Here is a 25,235-nt window from a genome sequence, read left to right on the forward strand (position 1 = left end):
CGGCGGGCCGTCCTGTCAAGCGTGTTCAGTCGTCGTCGACCGGTGTTCGGGTCAGCCGTCGGTGTCGAGCCCCGGGATGGCGGCGCCGGGCACCTGGCCGGGAGCGTAGATCTCGGGGTCGCCCGGGTACGGCTTGGTCCACCCGTACGACTCGTACCACTCGAGCCGCTTCATCTGCTCGGGAGCCGCGGTGTCGGGCTTGGCGTTCGGCCCGGTGAAGGGCTGCTGCGCCTTCCACGCCTGCCACTGGGCCGCCACCTGCTGCTCGGCCGCCGGCGCCTTCGCCGTGGTCGGCGCGGGTGCGGCGGTCGGGTCCTGCGGCGCCGGGGTGTCCTCGCCGCAGGACGGCGGGGTGGACAGGCCCAGGGTCAGCGAGGTCCGGTTGGGCTTCGCGGTGAACGGCGTGTCATCGGGCGTGCTGGTGAACGCCTGGGTCATCGGGGTGGCCGCGGCGTCCATCTGGTTCATCGGGTGGATCCCGAGGATCTGCTCGATGGTGCGGACCATGTTGATCTGCGTGTAGTAGTGGCTGTCGACCGTGCCGGTCCGCTGCGTCCAGGGGCTGATGACCTGGACCGGAGCACGGTGGCCGTCGACGTGGTCGACCCACTGCTGGGAGTCGTCCTCGACGACGAAGATCGCCGAGTCCTTCCAGTACTTGCTGTGCGAGATCTCGTCCACCATGCGGCCGACGGCGAGGTCGTTGTCGGCGACCTGGGCGGGCGCGGTGGTCGATCCGCCGGTGTGGTCGTTGGACAGCCAGAACATGTTCAGGTTCGCGGGACCGTTCTTCTCGAAGTCCTGCTGCCAGATCTGCTCCTTGTAGATGTCCGGCACGCTGGTGTCGAACTGCGGGAAGCCCTGCACCGACACCTTGTTCAGGGACGGGATGTCCGAACCGACCTTGATCGGGTAGGCGGTCTGCGCACCGGTGGCCCGCATGTTCTTGGTGTCGCAGTACAGGTTCTGCCACGACGCGCCGGCCGGCTTGGTCTCCGAGGACTGGAACTCGCCGAAGTCCTTCACCGACTTGCCCGCGGCCTGCGCACCGCTCCAGATGAAGCCGGAGGACTGGTGGCCCAGGACGTCGTTCTCGGTGTCGTAACTGCGGGTGTACTCACCGGCCGAGGACTCGGTGTACTCCGGGTCGTCGGACTGCATCAGCCAGTTGTGGCCTTCGGCGGAGTTCGTCGCCGGGTCGTAGAAGTTGTTGTACAGGCCGAACTGCTGCGCCAGCGCGTGCTGGTTCGGCGTCACGTTGTCGTTGTAGACCTCCAGCCTCGGGTCGCCGCCGGGGCCGCCCTGCTGCATGTCGCCGAAGATCTGGTCGTAGGTGACGTTCTCCTTGACGATCAGGAAGACGTGCTTGATCGTCGAGGGGTCGCCGATCTGCACCGGGACCGGCACGGGCTTCTTGTTGCTGTGCCCTTGGCCGCCCGCGATCTTGACCGAGCCCTTGGTCCAGCCGTTCAGCTTGAAGACCTCGGCCGTGTCGGCCCGGATGGTCTTGTCGTCCGGCAGTTGGAACGTCTCCACGCTGGACGTGGTGTCGTGGGTGCCGTGGTACCAGGCCGGCGGCGGGTAGTTGACCGGGCTGCGGGCGTCGATGCCCCGGGTGTTGGAGACCACCACGTTCTTGCCGACGGTGGTCACCTCCGCCGGGAAGTACCCCGTCGGGAGCAGGCCGACGTAGGACGCGGGCTGCTGCGCGGACTTGTACCTGTAGACGGCGACGGCATTGGCCCGGCCCAGCGTCACCAGCAGGTGGCCGTCGTCGGTCAGCGTCACCGCGTCGGGCTCGTAACCGACCGACGCCTCCGGCCACGGCTGGGTGGCGATGGTCTGGACGACCTTGTCCTTCTTGGTGTCGATGACCGACACCTCGTTGCTGGCGGTGTTGGTGACGAACACCGTCCCGTTCTTGGCGTAGACGGCGGTCGGGTGCAGGCCGACGTTGATGGTGCCCACGGCGGCGGACGGCTGGGCCAAGTCGATGACGCTGACCGTGCCCGTGGTGGCGGCGCCCGTGTCCGGGTCGGCCGGCACGTCGGTGCCGTACGAGTTCATGGTGGTCTCGCCCGGCTTGGCCGGACGCCCGCCCTCGTTGCTGACGTACAGCTTGCTGCCGACCTGGACCATGCCGCGCGGGGCGGTACCGGTGGTCCAGCTCCGCTTGACGGTGCCGGTCGCGGTGTCGATGGCCACCACGCGGTTCTGGCCGTTGACCGCGGCGAACAGGGTGGAGCCGTCCGCGGAGAAGACGGCCGCGCCGGTCAGGGCCTGCTTGGAGCCGTCCGCCGGAATCGTGACGTCCTGGGGGTCGGCCACGGAGCCGTCGGCGTTCACGGTGAACTTGGTGAAGCCGTTGGCGCGGCTCAGCCAGAGCTGCTTGCCGTCGGGCGAGTAGACGGGGCCTTCCTGGCCGATGTCGTTCCCGCTGATCTTCAGGTCCACCCCGGAGTGGGTGCCGATGTACTGCTGGACCTTGTTGTTCCCCAGGTCCACCATCACCAGCGACACGCCGTACGAGTCGGTGACCGCGGCGGCCATGTGCGTGCCGTCCTGGCTCACCGTGGACGACATGATCTTGCCGGTGTTGATGACCAGGCTGCTGCCGATGGGGTCGATGTGCTGGTCGTCGGCCAGGGTCAGGCCGTTGGCGGTGGTCTGGCCGACCTGCTCGAAGCCGAACTGCTGCGTCGAGGCCACAGCGGTGCCCGTGACCGCCAGGGCGACCGTGATACCCGCCGTGACCAGACCGGTCCGCCGGCCGGCCTGTCGGCCGAAAAGGCTGATCCGGTCGTTCTCGACACGTCGTCTGCGACGCGCTACGTGCATGAAGCTGTCCCTTCGCGAGCGCGGCCACGCCCTCGCAACTCAGGGCGGTCCCGCGTGCCCTGACTGCGCGTGGTGCGTGCATGGATCTCTTCCCGTGCGTTGACTCGCGGAAGAACCTAGGCATGGCACATGACGCGGCCAGCGGCCCGCAGTGAACGTTCATGCAACGCGAAACGACCGTTGCTCGCAGCGACTATTCCGGCATCGCCGACCGGAATTGCCGGCAGCCCGAGGCGGCACGTAACGCCTGGTCACATGGTGTCGGCGCGCGCGAATTCCGCACCCGGCGCAGCGGTGTCGACAATTCCCGGAAAACAGCCGCACCCGACTCCGACGCACTGCCGGGCATTACCGCCCTCGCCGATGTTCCCTCAAGGGACGACCGCATCAAGATGTCGTCAGGGAAATCGGCCCGACGGCTGCGCGGGACAGCCGACGGGCCGTCAGGCGGTGCGGCGGAGCAGGGCGAGATACATCGCGTCGGTGGAGTGGAGGTGGGGCCAGAGCTGGATGTCGGGGCCGGAGCCGAGGTGCGGGAGGGCGGGGAGGAGGGGGCGGGCGTCGATGGGGGTGGCGGCCGGGGCGTTCGGGGAGTCGAGGACGTCCTCGACGACGGCGCGGGTTTCGGCGAGGTGCGGGGAGCAGGTGGCATAGGCGACCACGCCACCGACGCGGACGGCGTTGAGGGCCTCGGTGAGCAGGGCGCGCTGGAGGGGAGCGAAGGCGGCGAGGTCTTCGGGGCGGCGGCGCCAGCGGGCCTCGGGGCGGCGGCGCAGGGCACCCAGGCCGCTGCAGGGGACGTCGACCAGGACGCGGTCGAAGGAGCCGGGGGCCCACGCCGGGCGGGTGCCGTCGGCCACGACGACCTGGTGGGGGCCGGGGTTGCCGGACAGGGCGCGGGCGACCAGGCGGGCGCGGTGGGGCTGCTTCTCGGCGGCGACGAGTTCGGCGCCGCGGCCGGCGGCGAGTGCGGCCAGGAGAGCGGCCTTGCCGCCGGGGCCGGCGCAGCCGTCGAGCCAGCGGCGGTCGGGGCCGTCCAGCGGGGCCGCGGCCAGGGCGAGCGCGACGAGCTGGCTGCCCTCGTCCTGCACGCCGGCCCGGCCCTCGCGTACCGCGTCGACCGCCGCCGGATCGCCGCCCTCGGCGAGTCGCAGGGCGTACGGCGACCAGCGGCCGGGCAGGACCGCGCCCGCGGGCAGCGATTCCTCGATCTCCGCCGGGGTGGCGCGGCCGGGCCGGGCCACCAGCGTCACTTCCGGCCGTTCGTTGTCGGCCGCGAGCAGGTCCTCGATGCCGGCCCGGTCGCCGCCGAGGGCGTCCCACAGCGCGGACACCACCCAGCGCGGGTGGGAGTGCACCACCGCGAGATGGTCCTCGGGGTCCTCGTCCCATGGCGGGGCGACCTCGCCGAGCCATTCGGTCAGGTCGCGCGCCGCGACCTTGCGCAGCACCGCGTTGACGAAACGGGCCCGCCCGTCGCCCAGGACGACCCGGGCGAGTTCCACGGTGGCCGACACCGCGGCGTGGCTGGGGATACGGGTACCGAGCAACTGGTGCGCGCCGAGGGACAGCACGTCCAGCACCGGCGGGTCCACCTCGCGCAGCGGCCGGTCCACGCAGGCGGCGATCACCGCGTCGTACGTGCCCTGGCGGCGCAGGGTGCCGTACACCAGCTCGGTCGCCAGGGCCGCGTCCCGCCGGTCGAAGCGCTCGCCCTTGCGGACCGCCTCCTCCTCGGCGGCCCGCAGCAGCCCGGGCAGCACCAGGTTGGCGTACGCGTCGCGCTCCGCCACCGCCCGCAGCGCCTCGAACGCCAGGATCCGCACCGGGTCCTTGCGCGGCCTGCGGTACGGCTTGCCCTGGGAACGGCCGTGGTGCTGCTCTTTGACGTCTTTCACGGTGGGAATGTGCTCCGGATCGCGTGGGGACGGCGGTACGTACGACCGCTCCAGCGTACGGCGGCGCCGCCCGGACTCGAACGGACGGCCGTACAGGGCCTGATCATCGGTGCCCGGGCGGGGCGGCTGAAGGCGTCGGTGGGCTGTCGCGGGGCGGCCCGGGGGTCACTCCCCGCCGGCGCCGAGGCGTACGCCCGCGTCGAGGCGGACACCGCGCGCCCAGGCCGCCGCGGGCATCCGCTTCTTGCCGACCGCCTGGACCTCGCCGAGTTCCACCGCGTGGCTGCCGGTGCCGGCCAGGACCGCGTTCTTGGTGACGTCGAGTTCGCCGGGGGCGAGGTCGGTGCGGTCCGGGACGAGACGGACCGGGCCGAGCTTGAGGCGTTCGCCGCCGATCAGCGTCCAGGCGCCGGGGGCGGGGGTGCAGCCGCGGATCAGCCGGTCGACGCGCAGCGCGGGAGCGGTCCAGTCGACGGCCGCGTCCTCGACGTTGATCTTGGGGGCGAGGGTGATGCCGTCGGTGGGCTGCGGGCGCGGCACCAGGGTGCCGTCCTCGATGCCGTCCATGGTGGCGGACAGCAGCCGGGCGCCGCTGCGGGAGAGGCGTTCCAGCAGGTCGCCGCTGGTGTCGGCGGGCCGGATCTCCTCGGTGACCACGCCGTAGACCGGCCCGGAGTCCAGGCCCTGTTCGATGAGGAAGGTGCTGGCGCCGGTGACCTCGTCGCCGGCGGTGACCGCGTGCTGCACGGGCGCGGCGCCGCGCCAGGCGGGCAGCAGCGAGAAGTGCAGGTTCACCCAGCCGTGCCGGGGCACGTCGAGCGCGACCTTGGGCAGCAGCGCGCCGTAGGCGACCACCGGGCAGCAGTCGGGGGCGATCTCCCGCAGCCGGGCGAGGAAGTCCTCGTCGCGGGGGCGCTGCGGCTTGAGCACCTCGATGCCGGCCTCCGCCGCGCGCCGGCCGACCGGGCTCGCGGCCATCCGCCGGCCGCGGCCGGCGGTCGCGTCGGGCCGGGTGACCACGGCGACCACCTCGTGCCGGTCGGAGTCGAGCAGGGTCTCCAGTGCGGGTACGGCGGCCTCGGGGGTGCCGGCGAAGACGAGCCTCATCGTGCGGGGTGCTGCCTCTCGGTGGGCGGGTGTGCGCTGGGTGGGCGGGCGGCGGGCCGCGGCTCGGGGGCGCGGTGAACGCGGGGGGGTGCGGCGCCGGGGCTACAGGGCGCGGCCGAAGGTGTCGTGCGGGGAGACCTTGACCTGGGTCGGCGCCTGGTCGGCCCAGTCGGCCTCGCGGATCGCGCGGATCGCGGCCTTGCGCTGCTCGGCGTCGAGCCGGTCGATGAAGATGATGCCGTCCAGGTGGTCGGTCTCGTGCTGGATGCAGCGGGCCAGGCGCTGGGTGCCCTCGACGGTGATCGGGTCGCCGTACATGTTGAAGCCTCGGGCGACGACACCGAACGCGCGCAGGCAGTCGTACGTCAGGCCGGGCAGCGACAGGCAGCCCTCGGGGCCGTCCTGCTCCTCCTCGCTGAGGGTGAGTTCGGGGTTGATCAGGTGGCCGAGTACGCCGTCCACGTTGTACGTGAACACCCGCAGGGAGACGCCCAGTTGCGGCGCGGCGAGGCCCGCACCGGGGGCCGCCTGCATGGTCTCGGTCAAGTCGTTGACCAAGGTGCGCAGTTCGGCGTCGAAGGTGGTGACCGGCTGCGCCTTCATGCGCAGCACAGGGTCGCCGAACAGGCGGATGGGCTTGACGGACACGTAGCGTCTCCTGGGTGCGGTCGGCGGGAGCATCAATTCTAGGGCGTGCCCGGGGCCGTCCGGGGCGGGTACGGCTCGGGCACAGGGCCGGTACATGGCGGTACGCGGCTGGTACGGGGCTGGTACCGGGCGGCGCGGGGCGCGGGGGCACGCGAGCGGGCGCGCGCCCCCTGGGAGGTGGCCGCACTCCGCGGGGCGTGACCCAGCGGGGTCGTGACGCGTTGGTCAAGTGAGTTTGACTCGTTTGACCGTTTGGCTCCTTGTGACGCCGGTTGGAAAGGCTTGTTGGATGCCCGACCACGCAACCCCCGATGCCCAGGCACGGGCAAGCCTGCACCTGCTGGTGCGGGACATCGAAAGAGTCCGCCGCCAGGTGGACGCGCTGCGTACGCTCACCGCGCAGCTCGGCAACGTGTACCGGCCGCGCCGCGCCGGGCCCGCCGCCGGTTTCGTCGTCTACGGCCGCGCGCCCGCGCCCACCGTGCGGCTCGCCCAGGAGCTGCGCGACAGCGTGGAGACCCTGGTCACGGCCGCGGTGGAGTTCGACCGCTCGCTCGGCTTCTCCTGGGACGCGGTGGGCTCCGCCCTGGGCGTCACCAAGCAGGCGGTGCACCGCCGCTACGGGGGCCGGCGCGCCGGTGCGGCGGCCCCGGCCGACGAGGACGGCACGGTCCCCCGCCCGGCCACGGTGCCGGCGGCCCGCCCGATGCCCGAGGCGCGTCCGCTGCCGGACGCCCGGCCGCGGCCCGAGGCCCGCGTGCTGCCCGACGTCCGCACCGCGCCCGGGGCCCCTTCGCTGCCGGCGCCGCGCAACGGCTGACCGAGGCGGAAGCCGGGCCCGCGTCGGCCGGCCCGGCCCGGCTCAGCCCGGTTCAGCCCGGCTCAGCCGATGTCCGGGGGGTCCATCCGGACCAGGACGGGTTCGGCGCCACCGCGGGTGGCCCGCAGGACCTGGGCCTCCTTGAGCGCGGCGGCCAGCGCGGCGCCGTTCCCCGGGGGCACCCGCAGCAGGAGGCGCTGGCGGGGCTCCTCGCGGTCCGCGCCGGGAGCGGTCGAGCGCCGGGCGCGGGCGGGCTGCGGCAGCGGGACCGGTCCCAGCACGTCGGTGGCCGGCGGCAGCCGTACGGTGTCGGCCATGTCGGCCAGTGCCCCGGGCGAGCCGGTGACCGAGGCCATACGGGACACCGGCGGGAAGCGGAGTTCGGCGCGTTCGGCCAGCTCCCGGCGGGCGTGACCGGCCGGGTCCCAGCGGACCAGGGCCTGGACCGGCCGCAGGGTCGGTTCGGCGAGCACCACCACGGTGCCGCCCTGGTCGGCGGGCCGTACCAGGGCCGCGGCCAGGGCCCAGCGGCGCAGGGCCTCCTCCCCCGCCCGCAGATCGGGCCGGTTGAGCAGGGCCCAGCCGTCCAGCAGCAGGGCGGCGGCGTAGCCCTCGTCGGCCACCGGTTCGGCGCCCGGAGTGGCGATGACCAGCGCCGGGGCGGCGCCGACCGTGGCGAGTACGGTGTCCCGGCCGGAGGTGCGCACCGGCACCCGCGGAAAGGCCCGGCCCAGTTCCTCGGCGGTGCGCCGGGCCCCGACCACCCGCGCCCGCAGCCGGGTGCCGGCGCAGTTCGGGCAGGACCAGTCGACGGCCGGCCGGCCGCACCAGCCGCAGGCCGGGCTGCCCTGCTGGTCGGGCAGTTCCAGCGGCCCGGCGCAGGTGGCGCAGCGGGCCGGTTCGCGGCAGTGGTCGCAGGCGAGCCTGGGTACGTAGCCGCGCCGCGGGACCTGGACCAGGACCGGGCCGCGGGCGAGCGCGTCCCGGGTGACCTGCCAGGCCACCGAGGGCAGCCGGGCGGCCCGGGCGGCCTCGTCCCGGGCCTGGTCGGCGTCGCCGACGGTACGGATCAGGGGCGCGGCGGCCCGTACCTCCTCGCGGGGGGCGGCCAGCGGGAGTGCCCAGCCGCTGTCCACGAGCTGGGCGCCCTCCACGGTGGTGGTGATCCCGCCGAGCAGGAAGGCGGTCTGCTCCTGGCGGGCGCGCAGCAGCAGGACGTCCCTGGCGTGCGGCTGCGGTGCGTGCGGCTCGGCGTGGCTGGAGTCGCCGTCGTCCCACAGGGCCACCAGGCCGAGGTCGGCGACCGGGGCGAACATCGCGGCGCGGGTGCCGACCACCGCCCGGACCGAGCCGCGGCTGACCGCGAGCCATCTGCGGTACCGCTCCTCGGGGCCGGCGTCGGCGGTGAGCACCACATGGTGGCCCTCGCCGATGAGCGCGGTCAGGGCGGCGTCCACCCGGGCGGCGGCCCGGCCGTCGGGCACCACCGCCAGCGCGCCCCGGCCGGCGGCGAGCGCGGTGGCCATGGCGGCGGCCAGCTCCTGCGGCCAGTGCGGGCCGGGCAGGGCGAGCCAGACCGCGCGGGGTGCGTCGCCGCGGGCGAGGGCCTGGAGGAAGGCGGGGCCGGTTGCGTAACGCGTCCAGGTGCCGGGCGGCGGCGCGGCGGGGGCGGGCAGCGGGTCCGGGGACGGGTCGCGTTCGGCCCGGGCCATCCGGGGCGGGACCGCGAGCTGCACGACGTCCGCGAGGGCGCCCGCGTAACGGTCGGCGACCTGGCGGCACAGATTCAGCAGGCCGGGGCCGAGGACCGGCTCGGCGGACAGCACCTGTGCCAGCGGCGCCAGCGGGCCGTGGAAGTCGGTGTCGGCCCGGCGCTCCACCACGAAGCCGTCGTGCAGGGTGCCGCCTTCGCGGCGGCCGCCGACCACCCGGGCGCCGAACCGTACGCGGACCCGCACGCCCGGGCGGGCGTCGGCGTCCATGGCCGCGGGCACGGCGTAGTCGAAGTACTGGTCCAGGTGCAACAGCCCCTTGTCCACCAGCACCCGCGCCACTGGCAGCCCCTCGGCAAGAGCCGCACCCCGCCACGTCCGGGGCTTCGCCCGCGGCCCCTTGGACTTACGCGCGCTTTCCTTGATGAGCGCGAGCTGCTCCGCCCCCTTCGATGGCTCCCCGAATCCGTTCTCGCTCACCCTTACTTCCTACCAGGTGGGTCCGACGAGGGTGCGGCTCGCCTGAGCGATGGGCGGCAACCAGCTCGGGAGGGTGCGTTCGTTGCCGGGTGCCGCGCCGTCGTGGCTGGTCGCGCAGTTCCCCGCGCCCCTAAAAAAGTGCGGGTACTCCGCAGGCGACGGCGTACCCGCACCAATCAGGGGCGCGGGGAACTGCGCGAGCAACCGACTCGGACCGCAAGGTCCGGAGAAGACAGCAAGGGGCAGCCCGGACGGTTCCGGGCCACCCCTCAGACGCTGAGTGCTGTAAGGGGACGCGAGCCCCTACAGGCCGGCGGCAGCCTTGAGCGCGGGCACGCGGTCCGTGCGCTCCCAGGTGAATTCGGGGAGCTCGCGGCCGAAGTGACCGTAGGCCGCGGTCTTGGCGTAGATCGGCCGAAGAAGATCGAGGTCACGGATGATCGCGGCCGGGCGAAGGTCGAACACCTCACCGATGGCCTGCTCGATCTTCTCGACGTCGACGGTTTCCGTACCGAAAGTCTCGACAAAGAGGCCGACGGGCTCGGCCTTGCCGATGGCGTAGGCGACCTGGACCTCGCAGCGGGCGGCGAGGCCGGCGGCGACGACGTTCTTGGCGACCCAGCGCATGGCGTAGGCGGCGGAGCGGTCCACCTTGGACGGGTCCTTGCCGGAGAAGGCGCCGCCACCGTGCCGGGCCATGCCTCCGTACGTGTCGATGATGATCTTGCGGCCGGTCAGGCCCGCGTCGCCCATCGGGCCGCCGATCTCGAACCGGCCGGTGGGGTTGACCAGGAGCCGGTAGCCCTCGGTGTCGAGCTTGATGCCGTCCTCGAGGAGGGCCTTGAGCTCGACCTCGACCACGAATTCGCGGATGTCGGGGGCGAGCAGCGAGTCCAGGTCGATGTCGGAGGCGTGCTGGGTGGAGACCACGACGGTGTCCAGCCGGACCGCCTTGTCGCCGTCGTACTCGACGGTGACCTGAGTCTTGCCGTCCGGGCGCAGGTAGGGGATGGTGCCGTTCTTGCGCACCTCGGTGAGCCGCCGGGACAGGCGGTGGGCCAGGGTGATCGGCAGCGGCATCAGCTCGGGGGTCTCGTCCGAGGCGTAGCCGAACATCAGGCCCTGGTCGCCGGCGCCCTGGCGGCCGATCTCGTCCTCGGCGGAGTCCGTGCCGGCCACGCGCTTCTCGTAGGCGGTGTCCACGCCCTGGGCGATGTCGGGCGACTGCGAGCCGATGGACACCGAGACGCCGCAGGAGGCCCCGTCGAAGCCCTTCTTCGACGAGTCGTACCCAATGTCCAGGATCTTGTTGCGCACCAGGGAGGCGATGTCCGCGTAGGCGGCGGTGGTGACCTCGCCCGCGATATGGACCTGGCCGGTGGTGATCAGCGTCTCGACGGCGACGCGGGAGGTCGGGTCGGCCTCCAGAAGGGCGTCGAGAATCGTGTCGCTGATCTGGTCAGCGATCTTGTCTGGGTGACCCTCGGTGACGGACTCCGAGGTGAACAGGCGGCGGGACACATCGCTCCCTGGGGTTGCAGCGGCTGCTGGCTGAAAGGTGTCGGAGCACGCGGGGCTGCGCCCAGCACTCCGCGGCCAGTTTATCCTTCGGGTCGGCCGGACGGGCACGACATCTCGCTCTTTGGATATGGCATGGCCTGGGTCACTGTGTCCGACCGTCCGATCATCACATCCGGTCACCTCCCCCGCAGGGGGGATCGGATGCTGTGACCAGGAACACCTGGTCATCCGGGTGGTGACTTGTGCTCCTTTGGAGTGACTTCAGGCCAGCCGGGTGACGACCAGGTCCCAGATCCGGTCGGCGAGCGCCTCCTTGGGTCCGTACGGCACCGCTGTCTCACTGCCGTCCGCGCCGAGGATCACCGCCTCGTTCTCCTCGCTGCCGAAGGCCCGGTGCTCGCCGACCTCGTTGACCACCAGCAGGTCGCAGCCCTTGCGGACGAGCTTGGCGCGGCCGTTGGCCAGTACGTCGTCGGTCTCGGCGGCGAAGCCGACCACGACCTGGCCGGGGCGCGGCCGGGCGGCCGACAGTTCGGCGAGGATGTCGGGGTTGCGGACCAGGGCGAGCGGGGCCGGGTCGGCGCCCTCCTGCTTCTTGATCTTGCCGGTGGCGTAGACGGCGGGGCGGAAGTCGGCGACGGCGGCGGCCATCACCACCGCGTCCGCGTCGGCTGCGGCCTTGAGCACCGCCTCCCGGAGCTGCTCGGCGGTGCCGGCGGTGCGCAGGTCGGCGCCGGCCGGGTCGGGCAGCGCGGTGTTGGCCGCGATCAGGGTGACCCGGGCGCCGCGGGCGACGGCGGTACGGGCCAGCGCGTAGCCCTGCTTGCCGGAGGAGCGGTTGCCCAGGTAGCGGACCGGGTCCAGCGGCTCGCGGGTGCCGCCGGCGCTGATCACCACGTGCCGGCCGGCCAGGTCGGCCGGCTGCGGGCCGCGGGCCAGCATCCGGCGGCACACCTCGAAGATGTCCGCGGGGTCGGGCAGCCGGCCCTTGCCGCTGTCGGCCCCGGTGAGCCGGCCGACCGCGGGCTCGATCACCACGGCGCCGCGGCGGCGCAGGGTGGCCACGTTCTCCCGGGTGGCCGGGTGTTCCCACATCTCGGTGTGCATGGCGGGGGCGAAGACCACCGGGCAGCGGGCGGTGAGCAGGGTGTTGGTGAGCAGGTCGTCGGCGAGGCCGTGGGCGGCCTTGGCGAGCAGGTCGGCGGTGGCCGGGGCGACCACGACCAGGTCGGCGCCCTGGCCGATGCGCACGTGCGGCACCTGGTGGACGTCGTCCCAGACCCGGGTGCTGACCGGGTTGCCGGACAGCGCGGACCAGGTGGCCTCGCCGACGAAGTGCAGCGCGGACTCGGTGGGCACCACGCGGACGTCGTGCCCGGACTCGGTCAGCCGGCGCAGCAGCTCGCACGCCTTGTACGCGGCGATGCCGCCGCTCACCCCCAGTACGACCTGTGGCCTGGCCATCGTCTCTCCCGCGGCTGTCGGTGACCGGTCCCGGGCCGGGACCGCCGGTGCATCCCCCATGACATGCATCCCCCATGACACACCACGGGCCCGGCGCCTGCGGCGCCGGGCCCGTGGTCGGCCGGATCGGTGAGCTGTCCACCGAGGGTCACTGCGTCGGCGGGGCCTCGATGGCCTCGGAGGTCAGCAGACCCGCGTTGATCTCGCGCAGCGCGATCGACAGCGGCTTCTCGTGGACGTGGGTGTCCACCAGCGGGCCGACATACTCCAGCAGACCCTCACCGAGCTGGGAGTAGTACGCGTTGATCTGGCGGGCGCGCTTGGCCGCGTAGATCACCAGGCTGTACTTGGAGTCCGTGGCCTCCAGCAGCTCGTCGATCGGCGGGTTGATGATGCCCTCGGGCGTGGTGATGGAAGAGGACACGCTCTACCTACCCCTACTTGTGGACGACAGGTGATTGCTGACACGTCCACTCGCGCGGCGGCCCGCCCCTGCGGGGGGCGGCACGGGTACGAGTGGATCAGTCAATCTGCATCAAGGCTAGCAGTTCGTGCGCTACCGCCTCGACGGAGGTGTTGACAAGGGTTTCGTCGAACTCGGACTCGGCGGCCAGCTCGACCCGTGCGGTGGCGAGGCGTTCCTCGATCACCTCGGGCGACTCGGTGCCCCGGCCGGTGAGCCGGCGCACCAGTTCCTCCCAGCTCGGCGGGGCCAGGAACACCAGCCGGGCCTCGGGCATGGTCTGGCGCACCTGCCGGGCGCCCTGCAGGTCGATCTCCAGCAGGACCGGCTCCCCCGCGGCGAGCTTGTCGAGCACGGCCCGGCGCGGGGTGCCGTAGCGGTTGCCGGCGAACTGGGCCCATTCCAGGAGTTCGCCATTGGCGACCAGCTTGTCGAATTCGTCGTCGTCGACGAAGAAGTACTGCACGCCGTGCTGTTCGCCGGGCCGGGGCCGGCGGGTGGTCGCCGAGACCGAGAGCCAGACCTCGGGATGCACGGTGCGCAGGTGGGCGACGACCGTGCTCTTGCCGACCCCCGAGGGGCCGGAGAGCACGGTCAGCCGCGGGCGTCTGACCGGGTGGGCCGGGGAAGCCCCCTGCGAAGCGAGGGGACTGGTCGCCCCCCGGGAGACTGCAGAGCTCATGGAGCGATTATCCCTGGTTCCGGGGCGTGCCGGGACCGTGGGCCCGGCACGCCGGAGGGATCTCAGGCGGCCGTGCCGCCGAACTCGCGTTCCAGGGACGCGATCTGGTTCGACCCCAGGCCGCGCACCCGGCGGCTCTCGGAGATGCCGAGCCGCTCCATGATCTGCTTGGCGCGCACCTTGCCGACGCCGGGGAGGGATTCCAGCAGGGCGGAGACCTTCATCTTGCCGATGACGTCGTTCTCCTGGCCCTGCTTGATGACCTCGTGCAGGGAAGCGCCGGAGTGCTTGAGCCGGTTCTTGACCTCGGCGCGCTCCCGGCGAGCCGCAGCGGCCTTTTCGAGCGCGGCAGCGCGCTGTTCAGGGGTAAGGGGCGGAAGAGCCACGCCTACGTCACCTCGGAAGTAGAGCAATCGGATATGGACCGTGTGGAACTTGAGCCGCCCCGCGTCAGCGGGACGACCAGCGGCGCCTGTGGACGGCCGCTGTAGTCGGAGACTAGCGGTCCGAACGGCTCAAGTCAGCGAGAACAGTCGAAAAGTCCTGGTCAGCCTTGATCCGAGGGGATAATTGGGGCAAAGCGGAACAGGTTTCGGGCTCATTGCGGTCGGTTGTTGAATCCGGCCCTTTTCCTGGCCGTTTTCCCGTCGTATTACCGGAGGGGATTGCCGGTGGCTTTCCCCGCCCCGGCGACCGCCGCGCGTACCCGATCCGCATATGCCACTGCCGCATTCCGCAGAGCCGCCGGATCGGGACCGTGCCGCAGTACGTCCCGACTGACGCTCGGCAACGCATTGGCCAATGCCGGGCCGAACAGCGCCGGCAGATCCTCCGGGGTCGCGCCCTGCGCGCCGACGCCCGGGGCCAGCAGCGGGCCGCCCACCCGCAGGTCAACGCCGGCCTCGGCCAGGGTGGCGCCGACCACCGCGCCGACCGGGCCCAGCGGATCGGCGCCCGCGTTCTCCTCGGCGATGTGGTCCAGGATCACCTGCGCGACCTGCCGGCCGTCCGGCGTCACCGCCCGCTGTACCTCGGCGCCCTCCGGGTTGGAGGTCAGGGCCAGCACGAACACCCCGCTGCCCGCGGCCCGGGCCGCCGCCAGGGCCGGCCGCAGCGAGCCGAAGCCGAGGAAGGGGCTGACCGTGACCGCGTCGCTGAACAGCGGGGCGTCCCGGTCCAGGTAGGTCGCGGCGTAGGCGGCCATGGTGGAGCCGATGTCGCCGCGCTTGGCGTCCATCAGCACCAGCGCGCCCGCCTCCCGGGCCGCGGCCACCGCCCGTTCCAGCACCGCGACGCCGCGCGAGCCGAAGCGCTCGAAGAACGCCGACTGCGGCTTGAGCACCGCGACCCGGTCGGCCAGCGCCTCCACCACGGTCATCGCGAACCGCTCCAGGCCGGCCGGGTCGTCGGCCAGCCCCCAGGCGGTCAGCAGCGAGGCGTGCGGGTCCAGCCCGACGCACAGCGGCCCGCGGGTGTCCATGGCCCGGCGCAGCCGGGCCCCGAACGGCTCGGGGGCGGCGTCGCCGGGAGCCGTGGCAGCCGAAGGTGTTGTTGGGCTGCTCATACGGCGGCCTTCCGGGTGTCGGCGCCGACCGCGTCGGCGAGGGTGGCGTACGGGCTCGCGTCCAGCCTGGCGGCCAGGCCCTTGTGGACCGCGCGCATCCACAGCGGCCCGCGGTAGATGAAGGCGCTGTAGCCCTGGACCAGGCTCGCGCCGGCCAGGATCCGCCGCCAGGCGTCCTCTGCGTCCTCGATGCCGCCGACGCCGACCAGGGTGATCCGGTCGCCGACCCGTTCGTACAGCCGCCGCAGCACCTCGATCGAGCGGTCCTTCAGCGGCGCCCCGGACAGCCCGCCGGTCTGGCCGGTCAGGTCGGGGGCGGCGGTCAGGCCCAGGCCCTCGCGGGCGATCGTGGTGTTGGTCGCGATGATGCCGTCCAGGCCCAGTTCCAGGGCGAGGTCGGCGACCGCGTCCACGTCCTCGTCGGCGAGGTCGGGGGCGATCTTGACCAGCAGCGGCACCCGGCGGTCGGGCACCGCGCGGTCGGCGGCCTCGCGCACCGCGGTCAGCAGCGGCCGCAGCGCCGAGGTCGCCTGGAGGTCGCGCAGGCCCGGGGTGTTGGGCGAGGAGACGTTGACGACCAGGTAGTCGGCGTGGGCGGCCAGCCGCTCGGCCGAGGTGACGTAGTCCGCGACAGCGTCCTGTTCGGGTACGGCCTTGGTCTTGCCGATGTTGACGCCGAGCGTGGTGCGGAAGGCCGGGCGGCGGGCGGCGAGCCGGGCCGCGACCGCCGCCGAGCCGTCGTTGTTGAACCCCATCCGGTTGATCAGGGCCCGGTCGGGGACCAGCCGGAACAGCCGGGGCGTGGGGTTGCCGGGCTGCGCCCGGCCGGTGACGGTGCCGATCTCGACGTGGTCGAAGCCGAGCATCGCCAGCCCGTCGATCCCGGTGGCGTTCTTGTCGAAACCGGCCGCCAGGCCGAACGGCCCGGGCATGGTCAGCCCCAGCGCCCGGGTGCGCAGCCGCGGGTACCGGGGCGCCAGCACGGCGAAGGCCAGGGCGCGCAGGCCCGGGACGCGGGCGGCCAGCCGGATCCAGCCGAACGCCAGCCGGTGCGCCCGCTCGGGGTCCATCCGGCGGAAGAAGAGCCGGAAGAAGACCTGGTACACGCTCAGCCCTCCCGCGCCGCGGTGAGGAAGCGGGCGTGCTCCTGGAGGGAGCGCACCCCTATGTCGCCGCGGGTGAGGGCGTCGACGCCCTGCACGGCGGCGGCCAGCGCCTGCACGGTGGTCAGGCACGGCACTCCGCGGGCCACGGCGGCGGTACGGATGTCGTACCCGTCGAGCCGGCCGCCGGTGCCGAACGGGGTGTTGACGATCAGGTCGACCTCGCCCTCGTGGATGAGGGTGACCACGGTGGGCTCGCCGTCCGGGCCGACGCCCTCGCTCTGCTTGCGCACCACCCGGGCCTGGATGCCGTGCCGGCGCAGCATCTCGGCGGTGCCGGAGGTGGCCAGCAGCTCGAAGCCGTGCTCGATCAGGGCGCGGGCGGGGAAGATCAGCGCCCGCTTGTCGCGGTTGGCGACCGACACGAAGGCCCGGCCCTTGGTGGGCAGCGCGCCGTAGGCCGCGGACTGCGACTTGGCGTAGGCGGTGCCGAAGACCGCGTCGATGCCCATGACCTCGCCGGTGGAGCGCATCTCCGGGCCGAGGACGGTGTCCACGCCGCGGCCCTGCGGGTCGCGGAACCGGCTCCAGGGCAGCACGGCTTCCTTCACCGAGATCGGCGCGTCCAGCGGCAGGGTGCCGCCGTCGCCGGCCGCCGGCAGCAGGCCCTCGGCGCGCAGTTCGGCGATGGTGGCGCCCAGCGAGATCCGGGCGGCGGCCTTGGCCAGCGGCACCGCGGTGGCCTTGGAGGTGAACGGCACGGTGCGCGAGGCGCGCGGGTTGGCCTCCAGCACGTAGAGGATGTCCCCGGCCAGCGCGAACTGGATGTTGATCAGGCCGCGTACGCCCACTCCGCGGGCGATCGCCTCGGTGGAGGCCCGCAGCCGCTTGATGTCGTGGCCGCCCAGGGTGATCGGGGGCAGCGCGCACGCCGAGTCGCCGGAGTGGATGCCGGCCTCCTCGATGTGCTCCATCACTCCGCCGAGGTACAGGTCCTCGCCGTCGAAGAGGGCGTCCACGTCGATCTCGATCGCGTCGTCGAGGAACCGGTCGACCAGCACCGGGCGGTTCGGGGAGATCTCGGTGGACTCCGCGATGTACGACGCCAGGCGCGCCTCGTCGTAGACGATCTCCATGCCGCGCCCGCCGAGCACGTAACTGGGCCGGACCAGCACCGGGTAGCCGATCTCGTCGGCGATGGCCTTGGCCTCGGGGAAGGAGGTCGCGGTGCCGTGCTTGGGCGCGGGCAGGCCGGCCTCGGCGAGCACCCGGCCGAAGGCGCCGCGGTCCTCGGCGAGGTGGATGGCCTCGGGCGAGGTGCCGACCACCGGCACGCCGTTGTCCTTCAGCGCCTGGGCCAGGCCCAGCGGGGTCTGGCCGCCGAGCTGGACCACGACGCCGGCCACCGGGCCGGCCTGGGACTCGGCGTGCACGATCTCCAGGACGTCCTCGAGGGTGAGCGGCTCGAAGTACAGCCGGTCGGAGGTGTCGTAGTCGGTGGAGACCGTCTCGGGGTTGCAGTTGACCATCACGGTCTCGTACCCGGCGTCGTGCAGCGCGAAGGAGGCGTGCACGCAGGAGTAGTCGAACTCGATGCCCTGGCCGATCCGGTTGGGGCCGGAGCCGAGGATGATCACGGCGGGCCGCTCGCGCGGGGCGACCTCGGTCTCCTCGTCGTAGGAGGAGTAGAAGTACGGCGTGCGGGCGGCGAATTCGGCGGCGCAGGTGTCCACCGTCTTGTAGACCGGGCGGATGCCGAGGGTGTGCCGCACCTCGCGGACCACGTCCTCGCGCAGGCCGCGGATGCCGGCGATCTGCGCGTCGGAGAAGCCGTGCCGCTTGGCCTCGGCGAGCAGGCCGGGGTCGAGCCGGTCGGCGGCGGCGAGGTCGTCCGCCAATTCCTTGATCAGGAAGAGCTGGTCGGTGAACCAGGGGTCGATGGCGGTGGCGGCGACGACCTCCTCGGCGGTGGCGCCGGCCCGGATGGCGGCCATCACGGTGTTGATCCGGCCGTCGGTGGGGATCGCGGCGCGCTCCAGCAGTTCGGCGCGGTCGCCGGGGGCCGAGGTGAAGTCGAACTGCGAGCCCTTCTTTTCCAGCGAGCGCAGGGCCTTCTGCAGGGCCTCGGTGAAGTTGCGGCCGATCGCCATGGCCTCGCCGACCGACTTCATGGTGGTGGTCAGGCGCGCGTCGGCGGCCGGGAACTTCTCGAACGCGAACCTGGGCACCTTGACCACGACGTAGTCGAGGGTGGGCTCGAAGGACGCCGGGGTCTGCTCGGTGATGTCGTTGGGGATCTCGTCCAGGGTGTAGCCGACCGCGAGCCGGGCGGCGATCTTGGCGATCGGGAAGCCGGTCGCCTTGGACGCGAGCGCCGAGGAGCGGGAGACCCGCGGGTTCATCTCGATGACGATGACCCGGCCGTCGGCGGGGTTCACGGCGAACTGGATGTTGCAGCCGCCGGTGTCCACCCCGACTTCGCGGATGACCTCGATGCCGATGTCGCGCAGCACCTGGTACTCGCGGTCGGTGAGCGTCATCGCCGGCGCGACGGTGATGGAGTCGCCGGTGTGCACGCCCATGGGGTCGAGGTTCTCGATGGAGCAGACGACCACGACGTTGTCGTGCTTGTCGCGCATCAGCTCCAGCTCGTACTCCTTCCAGCCGAGGATGGACTCCTCCAGGAGCACCTCGGTGGTCGGCGACAGGGCCAGGCCCTGGCCGGCGATGCGGCGCAGCTCGTCCTCGTCGTGGGCGAAGCCGGAGCCGGCGCCGCCCATGGTGAAGGACGGGCGGACCACCACCGGGTAGCCGCCGAGGATGTCCACGCCGGCCAGCACATCGGCCATGGAGTGGCAGATCACCGAGCGGGCGGACTCGCCGTGGCCGATGCGCTCGCGCACCGCGGCGACGACGCCCTTGAACCGGTCGCGGTCCTCGCCCTTGTGGATGGCGTCCACGTTGGCGCCGATCAGCTCCACGCCGTAGCGGGTCAGGACACCGCCCTCGTGCAGGGCGATCGCGGTGTTGAGCGCGGTCTGGCCGCCCAGCGTGGGCAGCAGGGCGTCGGGGCGCTCCTTGGCGATGATCTTCTCGACGAACTCCGGGGTGATCGGCTCGACATAGGTGGCGTCGGCGATCTCCGGGTCGGTCATGATCGTGGCCGGGTTGGAGTTGACCAGGATCACCCGCAGGCCCTCGGCCTTGAGGACCCGGCACGCCTGGGTGCCGGAGTAGTCGAACTCTGCGGCCTGGCCGATGACGATCGGGCCGGAGCCGATGACCAGGACGGACTGGATATCGGTGCGCTTAGGCACGCTGGCCCTCCATGAGCGAGGCGAAGCGGTCGAACAGGTAGGCGGCGTCGTGCGGACCGGCCGCCGCCTCGGGGTGGTACTGGACGCTGAAGGCCGGCCGGTCGAGCAGCCGCAGCCCCTCGACGACGCCGTCGTTCAGGCACACGTGGCTGACCTCGGCGCGGCCGTACGGGGTGTCGCTGACCCGGTCCAGCGGGGCGTCCACGGCGAAGCCGTGGTTGTGCGCGGTGACCTCGACCTTGCCGGTGGCGCGGTCCTGCACCGGCTGGTTGATGCCGCGGTGGCCGTACTTGAGCTTGTAGGTGCCGAAGCCCAGGGCGCGGCCGAGGAGCTGGTTGCCGAAGCAGATGCCGAACAGCGGGGTGCCGCGGTCCAGCACCTGGCGGATCACGGTGAGGTCGGCGGTGGCCGGGTCGCCCGGGCCGTTGGACAGGAACACCCCGTCGGGCGCCTTGGCGTACACCTCGTCCGCGGTCGCGGTGGCGGGCAGGACGTGCACCTCGATGCCGCGCTCGGCCATCCGGTGCGGGGTCATGCCCTTGATGCCGAGGTCGAGGGCGACCACGGTGAACCGCCGGGTGCCGATGGCGGGGACGGTGTACGGCTCGGTCGTGGCGACCTCGGCGGACAGGTCGGCGCCGGTCATCTCCGGGGCGCTGCGCACCCGGCTCAGCAGGGCGGCGTCGTCGGCCAGGGCGGCGCCGGAGAAGATGCCGACCCGCATCGCGCCGCGTTCGCGCAGGTGGCGGGTGAGGGCGCGGGTGTCGATGCCGCTGATGCCGACCACGCCCTGGGCGGTGAGCTCGTCGTCCAGGGAGCGGCGGGAGCGCCAGTTGGACGGCACGCGGGCGGGGTCGCGCACCACGTAGCCGGCCACCCAGATGCGGGAGGACTCGGGGTCCTCGTCGTTGACGCCGGTGTTGCCGACGTGCGGGGCGGTCATGACGACCACCTGGCGGTGGTACGAGGGGTCGGTCAGCGTCTCCTGGTAGCCGGTCATGCCGGTGGAGAAGACGGCCTCGCCGAGGGTCTCCCCCACCGCTCCGTAGGCCCGGCCGCGGAAGGTGCGGCCGTCCTCCAGGACGAGTACGGCTGGCCCGGCGGCCGCCCGGGTGGAGGTGGTCATGGTGCGCCTTCCTTGTTGTGCTGGTCGGCGAGCGCCGCGGCGCGCTCGGGGTCGCGCGGTGCGGGCGGCTGCCTGCGGTCGGTGGCGGCGACCGCGAGGTCGCCGGTGGTGCCTTCGGCGGCGGCCCCGGAGCCGGTGGCCTCGGAAGCGGTGGCGCCGGTCAGGGCGTCGATCCGGGCCACCCAGGCCGGGTGGTCGGCGGCGTGCTCGCCGCGGAAACCGGAGTCGATCAGGGTGCCGCCGTGCTCCCAGGTGACCACCAGCAGGCCGCCCTCGGGCAGTACCTTGCCCGCGATCGCCCGGTCCAGCCGCGCCCCGCGCAGGGCGGCGACGGGCACGAAGAAGCCGGGGGCGCCGATGCGGTCCACGTCCAGGCCCCGCTCGGTCAGCGTGAGGCGGACCTTGCTGCGTACGCCCAGGCCGTGCGCCACGATCCGGTCCAGCCACTGCCCGGCGGTGGTGCTGCCGTGGTAGCGGCCGTCCAGGACCAGGAGTTCGGCGCCGGGGTCGGCGGGGGCCTGCGGGAGGGCGGGCAGGCCGCCCTGGAGGGTGCGGCGCCACTGCCAGCCCTGCCGCATCAGCCAGTAGATCAGGCCGACCACCAGGGCCAGGCCCACGATCCAGCCGATCCGGTCGGTCCAGTCGGTCACCTTCGCGGAGTGCTTGCCGCTCTCGGCGAGGGCGGCGGCGAGGACCGCCGGAGGAGTCGGAGCAGTCGCAGGTGTCACGTGAGCTTCCCGTCCATGACCGTGGCGTGGCCCCGCAGGAAGGTGGCGATCACCCGGCCCGGCAGCTCGCGGCCCTCGTACGGCGTGTTGCGGCTGCGGGAGGCGAAGTCCGCGGGGTTGACGACCCCACGGTATGCCGGGTCGAGCAGCACCAGGTTGGCGGGCTCGCCGGGGGCCACCGGGCGGCCGTGGCCGGCCAGCCGGCCGATCGCGGCGGGCCGGGCGGACATCCGGTCGGCGACGCCGGTCCAGTCCAGCAGCCCGGTGTCGACCATGGTGTGCTGCACCACCGACAGCGCGGTCTCCAGGCCGACCATGCCCATGGCCGCGGCCGCCCACTCGCAGTCCTTGTCCTCGTGCGGGTGCGGGGCGTGGTCGGTGGCGACGCAGTCGATGGTGCCGTCGGCCAGTGCCTCGCGCAGCGCGACCACGTCCGCCTCGGTGCGCAGCGGCGGGTTGACCTTGTAGACCGGGTTGTACGTACGGACCAGCTCGTCGGTGAGCAGCAGGTGGTGCGGGGTGACCTCGGCGGTGACCGCCCAGCCCTTGGACTTGGCCCAGCGGACGATCTCCACCGAGCCGGCCGTGGACAGGTGGCAGATGTGCACCCGGGAGCCGACGTGTGCGGCCAGCAGCACGTCACGGGCGATCACCGACTCCTCGGCGACCGCGGGCCAGCCGGTCAGGCCCAGCTCGCCGGAGACCGTGCCCTCGTTCATCTGGGCGCCCTCGGTCAGCCGCGGCTCCTGGGCGTGCTGGGCGACAACGCCGTCGAACGCCTTCACGTACTCCAGCGCCCGGCGCATGATCACCGCGTCGTCCACGCACTTGCCGTCGTCGGAGAACACCCGCACCTGGGCCGCGGAGTCGGCCATCGCGCCCAGCTCGGCGAGCTGCCGGCCCGCCAGGCCCACGGTGACGGCGCCGACCGGCTGCACGTCGCAGTAGCCGGACTCCCGGCCGAGCCGCCAGACCTGCTCGACCACGCCCGCGGTGTCGGCCACCGGGAAGGTGTTGGCCATGGCGTGCACCGCGGTGTAGCCGCCGATCGCGGCGGCCCGGGTGCCGGTCAGCACCGTCTCGGAGTCCTCGCGGCCCGGCTCGCGCAGGTGGGTGTGCAGGTCGACCAGGCCGGGCAGCAGCACCAGGCCGTCCGCCTCGACCACCGCCGCCCCGGCCGCGTCCAGCCGCGCGCCCACCTCGGCGATCCTGCCGCCGCTGACGAGCACGTCCTGCGGGCGGCCGCCGAGGACCTTCGCCCCGCGGATGAGGGTCTTGCTGTCGGTCACTTGCTCTCCTGGGTGCGCGGGGCGTGGGTGTCGGGGGTGAGGGCGGCGTCGGTACGGGGCGCGTCGTCGGCGGGTGCGCCGTTACGTACTTCGGTGCGCGTGTCGGTGCCGGCGGACAGGGCGGGCTCGGAGCCGCCGAGCATCAGGTAGAGCACGGCCATCCGGGTGCTGACACCGTTGGCGACCTGCTCGACCGCGGTGCAGCGCGGGGAGTCGGCGACCTCGGCGGTGATCTCCATGCCGCGGTTCATCGGCCCGGGGTGCATCACGATGGCGTGCTCGGGCAGCGCGGCCATCCGGATGCCGTCCAGGCCGTAGCGGCGCGCGTACTCCCGCTCGGTGGGGAAGAACGCGGCGTTCATCCGCTCCCGCTGCACCCGCAGCATCATCACCGCGTCGGACTTGGCGAGCACCGCGTCGAGGTCGTAGCTCACCTCGCACGGCCAGTGCTCGACGCCGATGGGCAGCAGGGTGGGCGGGGCGACCAGGGTGACCTGGGCGCCCAGGGTGGTGAGCAGCAGCACGTTGGACCGGGCGACCCGGCTGTGCAGCACGTCGCCGACCACGGTGATCCGCCGGCCGGACAGGTCCCGGCCGGGCCCGGACAGGTGGCGGCGCATGGTGAAGGCGTCCAGCAGCGCCTGGGTGGGGTGCTCGTGGGTGCCGTCGCCGGCGTTGACGACCGAGGCGTTGATCCAGCCGGAGGTGGCCAGCCGGTGCGGGGCGCCGGACGAGTAGTGACGGACCACCACCGCGTCTGCGCCCATGGCCTCCAGGGTGAGGGCGGTGTCCTTCAGCGACTCGCCCTTGGAGACGGAGGAGCCCTTCGCCGAGAAGTTGATCACGTCGGCGGACAGCCGCTTGGCGGCGGCCTCGAAGGAGATGCGGGTGCGGGTGGAGTCCTCGAAGAACAGGTTGACGACGGTACGGCCGCGCAGGGTGGGCAGTTTCTTGATCGGCCGGTCGGCGACGCGGGCCATTTCCTCGGCGGTGTCGAGGACGAGGAGGGCGTCGTCACGGGTGAGGTCGGCGGCCGAGATCAGGTGGCGCTTCATCGGGGTCACTCCGGTGTGCGGTGGGGCGGGCCGGCGGGGCGCGCCGGGGTGGCGAGGGCACGCGGACGTACCGGACCGGCAGCCGGTCCGGTACGCGGGTGCGCTACGCGTCCGCCGGCCGGCCCGGGGCGCGGCCGGCACGGTCGGCCGCGGCGCCCAGCAGGACGCTGTCGCGGCCGTCCTCCTCGGTGAGCAGGACCTTCACGGTCTCGCGCAGCGAGGTGGGCAGGTTCTTGCCGACGTAGTCGGCCCGGATGGGCAGCTCGCGGTGGCCGCGGTCGACCAGCACGGCGAGCTGCACCGCGCGCGGGCGGCCGATGTCGTTCAGGGCGTCCAGGGCGGCGCGGATGGTGCGGCCGGAGAAGAGCACGTCGTCGACGAGGACGACCAGCCGGCCGTCGATGCCCTCGGCGGGGATCTCGGTACGGGCCAGCGCGCGCGGCGGGTGCAGCCGCAGGTCGTCGCGGTACATCGTGATGTCGAGTGAACCCACCGGGGTGATCCGGCCGGTGATCCCGGCGAGCTTTTCGGCCAGCCGGCGGGCCAGGAAGACCCCGCGGGTCGGAATGCCGAGCAGCACCACGTCGTCGGCGCCCTTGGCGCGTTCGACGATCTCGTGGGCGATCCGGGTGAGCACCCGGGCGATGTCCGGCGCTTCGAGCACCGGGCGGGCGGCGGCGGGCGCGGAAGGCGCCGCCAGGGTGTCGCGGTCGTCGACCATGGGTCGGGGACCTCCTTCCCCGCCTCACGGGACGGGCATTAAAGGACGTCTGGGGTACGGCCCAACCGTATCAGGTGACACAGACCGCCCAGGTCAGGGACCCGTCGGACCCGTTCGGCTTGACGAGCACGGATTACGCTGCGTAACCTCACAGTGAGTCACCGAGTTTCCGTCCGGGGAGCCATATGTCCAGCGATTACGCCAAACAGCTCGGAGCCAAGCTCCGAGCCATCCGCACGCAGCAGGGTCTGTCCCTGCACGGCGTCGAGGAGAAGTCCCAGGGCCGCTGGAAGGCAGTGGTCGTGGGCTCCTACGAGCGCGGTGACCGCGCCGTGACCGTGCAGCGACTGGCCGAGCTGGCCGACTTCTACGGGGTGCCGGTCCAGGAGCTGCTTCCGGGCACCACGCCCGGCGGCGCCGCCGAGCCCCCGCCGAAGCTGGTCCTCGACCTGGAGCGACTGTCCCAGGTCCCGCCGGAGAAGGCCGGCCCACTCCAGCGCTACGCGGCCACCATCCAGAGCCAGCGCGGGGACTACAACGGCAAGGTGCTCTCGATCCGCCAGGACGATCTGCGCACGCTCGCCGTGATCTACGACCAGTCGCCGTCGGTCCTCACCGAGCACCTCATCTCGTGGGGCGTCCTCGATGCGGATGCGCGCCGCGCGGTTCAGCAGCACGAAGAGAACGCCTGAGCAGAAA

General features: G+C 72.9%; 20 protein-coding genes. 2 read left to right on the forward strand and 18 right to left on the reverse strand.

The features are described from left to right. Positions 1-51: 51 nt before the first annotated feature. From ITX44_RS35255 to def, 4 genes are all read right to left on the reverse strand, one after another. A complete protein-coding gene (locus ITX44_RS35255) occupies positions 52-2,838 on the reverse strand; it encodes a bifunctional YncE family protein/alkaline phosphatase family protein (RefSeq protein ID WP_205363173.1) in 2,787 nt (928 codons plus the stop codon). 443 nt (positions 2,839-3,281) lie between these two features. Beyond that, on the reverse strand, positions 3,282-4,736 hold the full coding sequence (locus tag ITX44_RS35260) for an RsmB/NOP family class I SAM-dependent RNA methyltransferase (RefSeq protein ID WP_307795635.1): 1,455 nt from the start codon (positions 4,734-4,736) through the stop codon (positions 3,282-3,284). 165 nt (positions 4,737-4,901) lie between these two features. Then, a complete protein-coding gene (gene fmt, locus ITX44_RS35265) occupies positions 4,902-5,843 on the reverse strand; it encodes a methionyl-tRNA formyltransferase (protein WP_205363174.1) in 942 nt (313 codons plus the stop codon). Between the two features lie 102 nt (positions 5,844-5,945). Next, a complete protein-coding gene (gene def, locus ITX44_RS35270; protein ID WP_205363175.1) occupies positions 5,946-6,491 on the reverse strand; it encodes a peptide deformylase in 546 nt (181 codons plus the stop codon). Between the two features lie 289 nt (positions 6,492-6,780). Here def and ITX44_RS35275 point away from each other — a divergent pair, with 289 nt between their 5' ends. Then, positions 6,781-7,311 (forward strand): hypothetical protein, encoded by a 531-nt coding sequence (locus ITX44_RS35275; protein ID WP_205363178.1) that lies wholly within the window; start codon positions 6,781-6,783, stop codon positions 7,309-7,311. Between the two features lie 62 nt (positions 7,312-7,373). Here ITX44_RS35275 and ITX44_RS35280 read toward each other — a convergent pair whose 3' ends face one another. The 14 genes from ITX44_RS35280 to pyrR form a co-directional block, all read right to left on the reverse strand. Then, positions 7,374-9,503, reverse strand: a complete 2,130-nt coding sequence (locus tag ITX44_RS35280) for a primosomal protein N' (RefSeq protein WP_205363180.1) — start codon at positions 9,501-9,503, stop codon at positions 7,374-7,376. A gap of 303 nt (positions 9,504-9,806) precedes the next feature. Further along, entirely contained in the window at positions 9,807-11,024 is a 1,218-nt protein-coding gene (gene metK, locus ITX44_RS35285) for a methionine adenosyltransferase (protein WP_205363181.1), read from the reverse strand. A gap of 261 nt (positions 11,025-11,285) precedes the next feature. Further along, positions 11,286-12,488: a bifunctional phosphopantothenoylcysteine decarboxylase/phosphopantothenate--cysteine ligase CoaBC gene (coaBC, locus tag ITX44_RS35290; RefSeq protein WP_205363182.1), complete on the reverse strand. Its 1,203-nt coding sequence runs from the start codon at positions 12,486-12,488 to the stop codon at positions 11,286-11,288. 148 nt (positions 12,489-12,636) lie between these two features. Further along, entirely contained in the window at positions 12,637-12,912 is a 276-nt protein-coding gene (gene rpoZ / locus ITX44_RS35295; RefSeq protein WP_205363183.1) for a DNA-directed RNA polymerase subunit omega, read from the reverse strand. Between the two features lie 97 nt (positions 12,913-13,009). Beyond that, positions 13,010-13,633, reverse strand: coding sequence for a guanylate kinase (gene gmk / locus ITX44_RS35300; protein ID WP_205363184.1), 624 nt, complete (start codon positions 13,631-13,633; stop codon positions 13,010-13,012). A 62-nt stretch (positions 13,634-13,695) separates the two neighbouring features. Then, positions 13,696-14,019, reverse strand: coding sequence for an integration host factor (locus ITX44_RS35305; protein WP_031515413.1), 324 nt, complete (start codon positions 14,017-14,019; stop codon positions 13,696-13,698). A gap of 266 nt (positions 14,020-14,285) precedes the next feature. Beyond that, positions 14,286-15,197: an orotidine-5'-phosphate decarboxylase gene (gene pyrF / locus ITX44_RS35310; protein ID WP_205363185.1), complete on the reverse strand. Its 912-nt coding sequence runs from the start codon at positions 15,195-15,197 to the stop codon at positions 14,286-14,288. After that, positions 15,194-16,303: a quinone-dependent dihydroorotate dehydrogenase gene (locus ITX44_RS35315; RefSeq protein ID WP_205363186.1), complete on the reverse strand. Its 1,110-nt coding sequence runs from the start codon at positions 16,301-16,303 to the stop codon at positions 15,194-15,196. Before ITX44_RS35315 ends, pyrF begins: the two co-directional genes overlap by 4 nt. A gap of 2 nt (positions 16,304-16,305) precedes the next feature. Next, a complete protein-coding gene (gene carB / locus ITX44_RS35320) occupies positions 16,306-19,617 on the reverse strand; it encodes a carbamoyl-phosphate synthase large subunit (RefSeq protein WP_205363190.1) in 3,312 nt (1,103 codons plus the stop codon). After that, positions 19,610-20,743, reverse strand: coding sequence for a glutamine-hydrolyzing carbamoyl-phosphate synthase small subunit (gene carA, locus ITX44_RS35325; protein ID WP_205363192.1), 1,134 nt, complete (start codon positions 20,741-20,743; stop codon positions 19,610-19,612). Before carA ends, carB begins: the two co-directional genes overlap by 8 nt. Further along, positions 20,740-21,471: a PH-like domain-containing protein gene (locus ITX44_RS35330; protein WP_443609565.1), complete on the reverse strand. Its 732-nt coding sequence runs from the start codon at positions 21,469-21,471 to the stop codon at positions 20,740-20,742. Before ITX44_RS35330 ends, carA begins: the two co-directional genes overlap by 4 nt. Further along, positions 21,468-22,760 carry a dihydroorotase gene (locus ITX44_RS35335; RefSeq protein WP_205363193.1) on the reverse strand — a complete coding sequence of 431 codons (1,293 nt, stop codon included), beginning with the start codon at positions 22,758-22,760 and terminating at the stop codon, positions 21,468-21,470. Before ITX44_RS35335 ends, ITX44_RS35330 begins: the two co-directional genes overlap by 4 nt. Next, entirely contained in the window at positions 22,757-23,815 is a 1,059-nt protein-coding gene (locus ITX44_RS35340; RefSeq protein WP_205363194.1) for an aspartate carbamoyltransferase catalytic subunit, read from the reverse strand. Before ITX44_RS35340 ends, ITX44_RS35335 begins: the two co-directional genes overlap by 4 nt. A 103-nt stretch (positions 23,816-23,918) precedes the next feature. Beyond that, on the reverse strand, positions 23,919-24,536 hold the full coding sequence (pyrR, locus tag ITX44_RS35345; protein WP_205363195.1) for a bifunctional pyr operon transcriptional regulator/uracil phosphoribosyltransferase PyrR: 618 nt from the start codon (positions 24,534-24,536) through the stop codon (positions 23,919-23,921). Positions 24,537-24,721: 185 nt separating this feature from the next. Here pyrR and bldD point away from each other — a divergent pair, with 185 nt between their 5' ends. Beyond that, positions 24,722-25,228 (forward strand): transcriptional regulator BldD, encoded by a 507-nt coding sequence (bldD, locus tag ITX44_RS35350; RefSeq protein ID WP_205363197.1) that lies wholly within the window; start codon positions 24,722-24,724, stop codon positions 25,226-25,228. Positions 25,229-25,235 lie beyond the last annotated feature (7 nt).

Origin of the sequence: Actinacidiphila acididurans (assembly GCF_016918855.1) — a bacterium.
Classification (GTDB): Bacteria; Actinomycetota; Actinomycetes; order Streptomycetales; family Streptomycetaceae; genus Actinacidiphila; species Actinacidiphila acididurans.

Bases quoted from the DNA above. Each gene is read 5' to 3' on its own strand.
- pyrF (WP_205363185.1), bottom strand. From the start codon at position 15,197: ATGAGCAGCCCAACAACACCTTCGGCTGCCACGGCTCCCGGCGACGCC.
- gmk (WP_205363184.1), bottom strand. From the start codon at position 13,633: ATGAGCTCTGCAGTCTCCCGGGGGGCGACCAGTCCCCTCGCTTCGCAG.
- carA (WP_205363192.1), bottom strand. From the start codon at position 20,743: ATGACCACCTCCACCCGGGCGGCCGCCGGGCCAGCCGTACTCGTCCTG.
- coaBC (WP_205363182.1), bottom strand. From the start codon at position 12,488: ATGGCCAGGCCACAGGTCGTACTGGGGGTGAGCGGCGGCATCGCCGCG.
- ITX44_RS35275 (WP_205363178.1), top strand. From the start codon at position 6,781: ATGCCCGACCACGCAACCCCCGATGCCCAGGCACGGGCAAGCCTGCAC.
- fmt (WP_205363174.1), bottom strand. From the start codon at position 5,843: ATGAGGCTCGTCTTCGCCGGCACCCCCGAGGCCGCCGTACCCGCACTG.
- ITX44_RS35255 (WP_205363173.1), bottom strand. From the start codon at position 2,838: ATGCACGTAGCGCGTCGCAGACGACGTGTCGAGAACGACCGGATCAGC.
- ITX44_RS35340 (WP_205363194.1), bottom strand. From the start codon at position 23,815: ATGAAGCGCCACCTGATCTCGGCCGCCGACCTCACCCGTGACGACGCC.
- bldD (WP_205363197.1), top strand. From the start codon at position 24,722: ATGTCCAGCGATTACGCCAAACAGCTCGGAGCCAAGCTCCGAGCCATC.
- pyrR (WP_205363195.1), bottom strand. From the start codon at position 24,536: ATGGTCGACGACCGCGACACCCTGGCGGCGCCTTCCGCGCCCGCCGCC.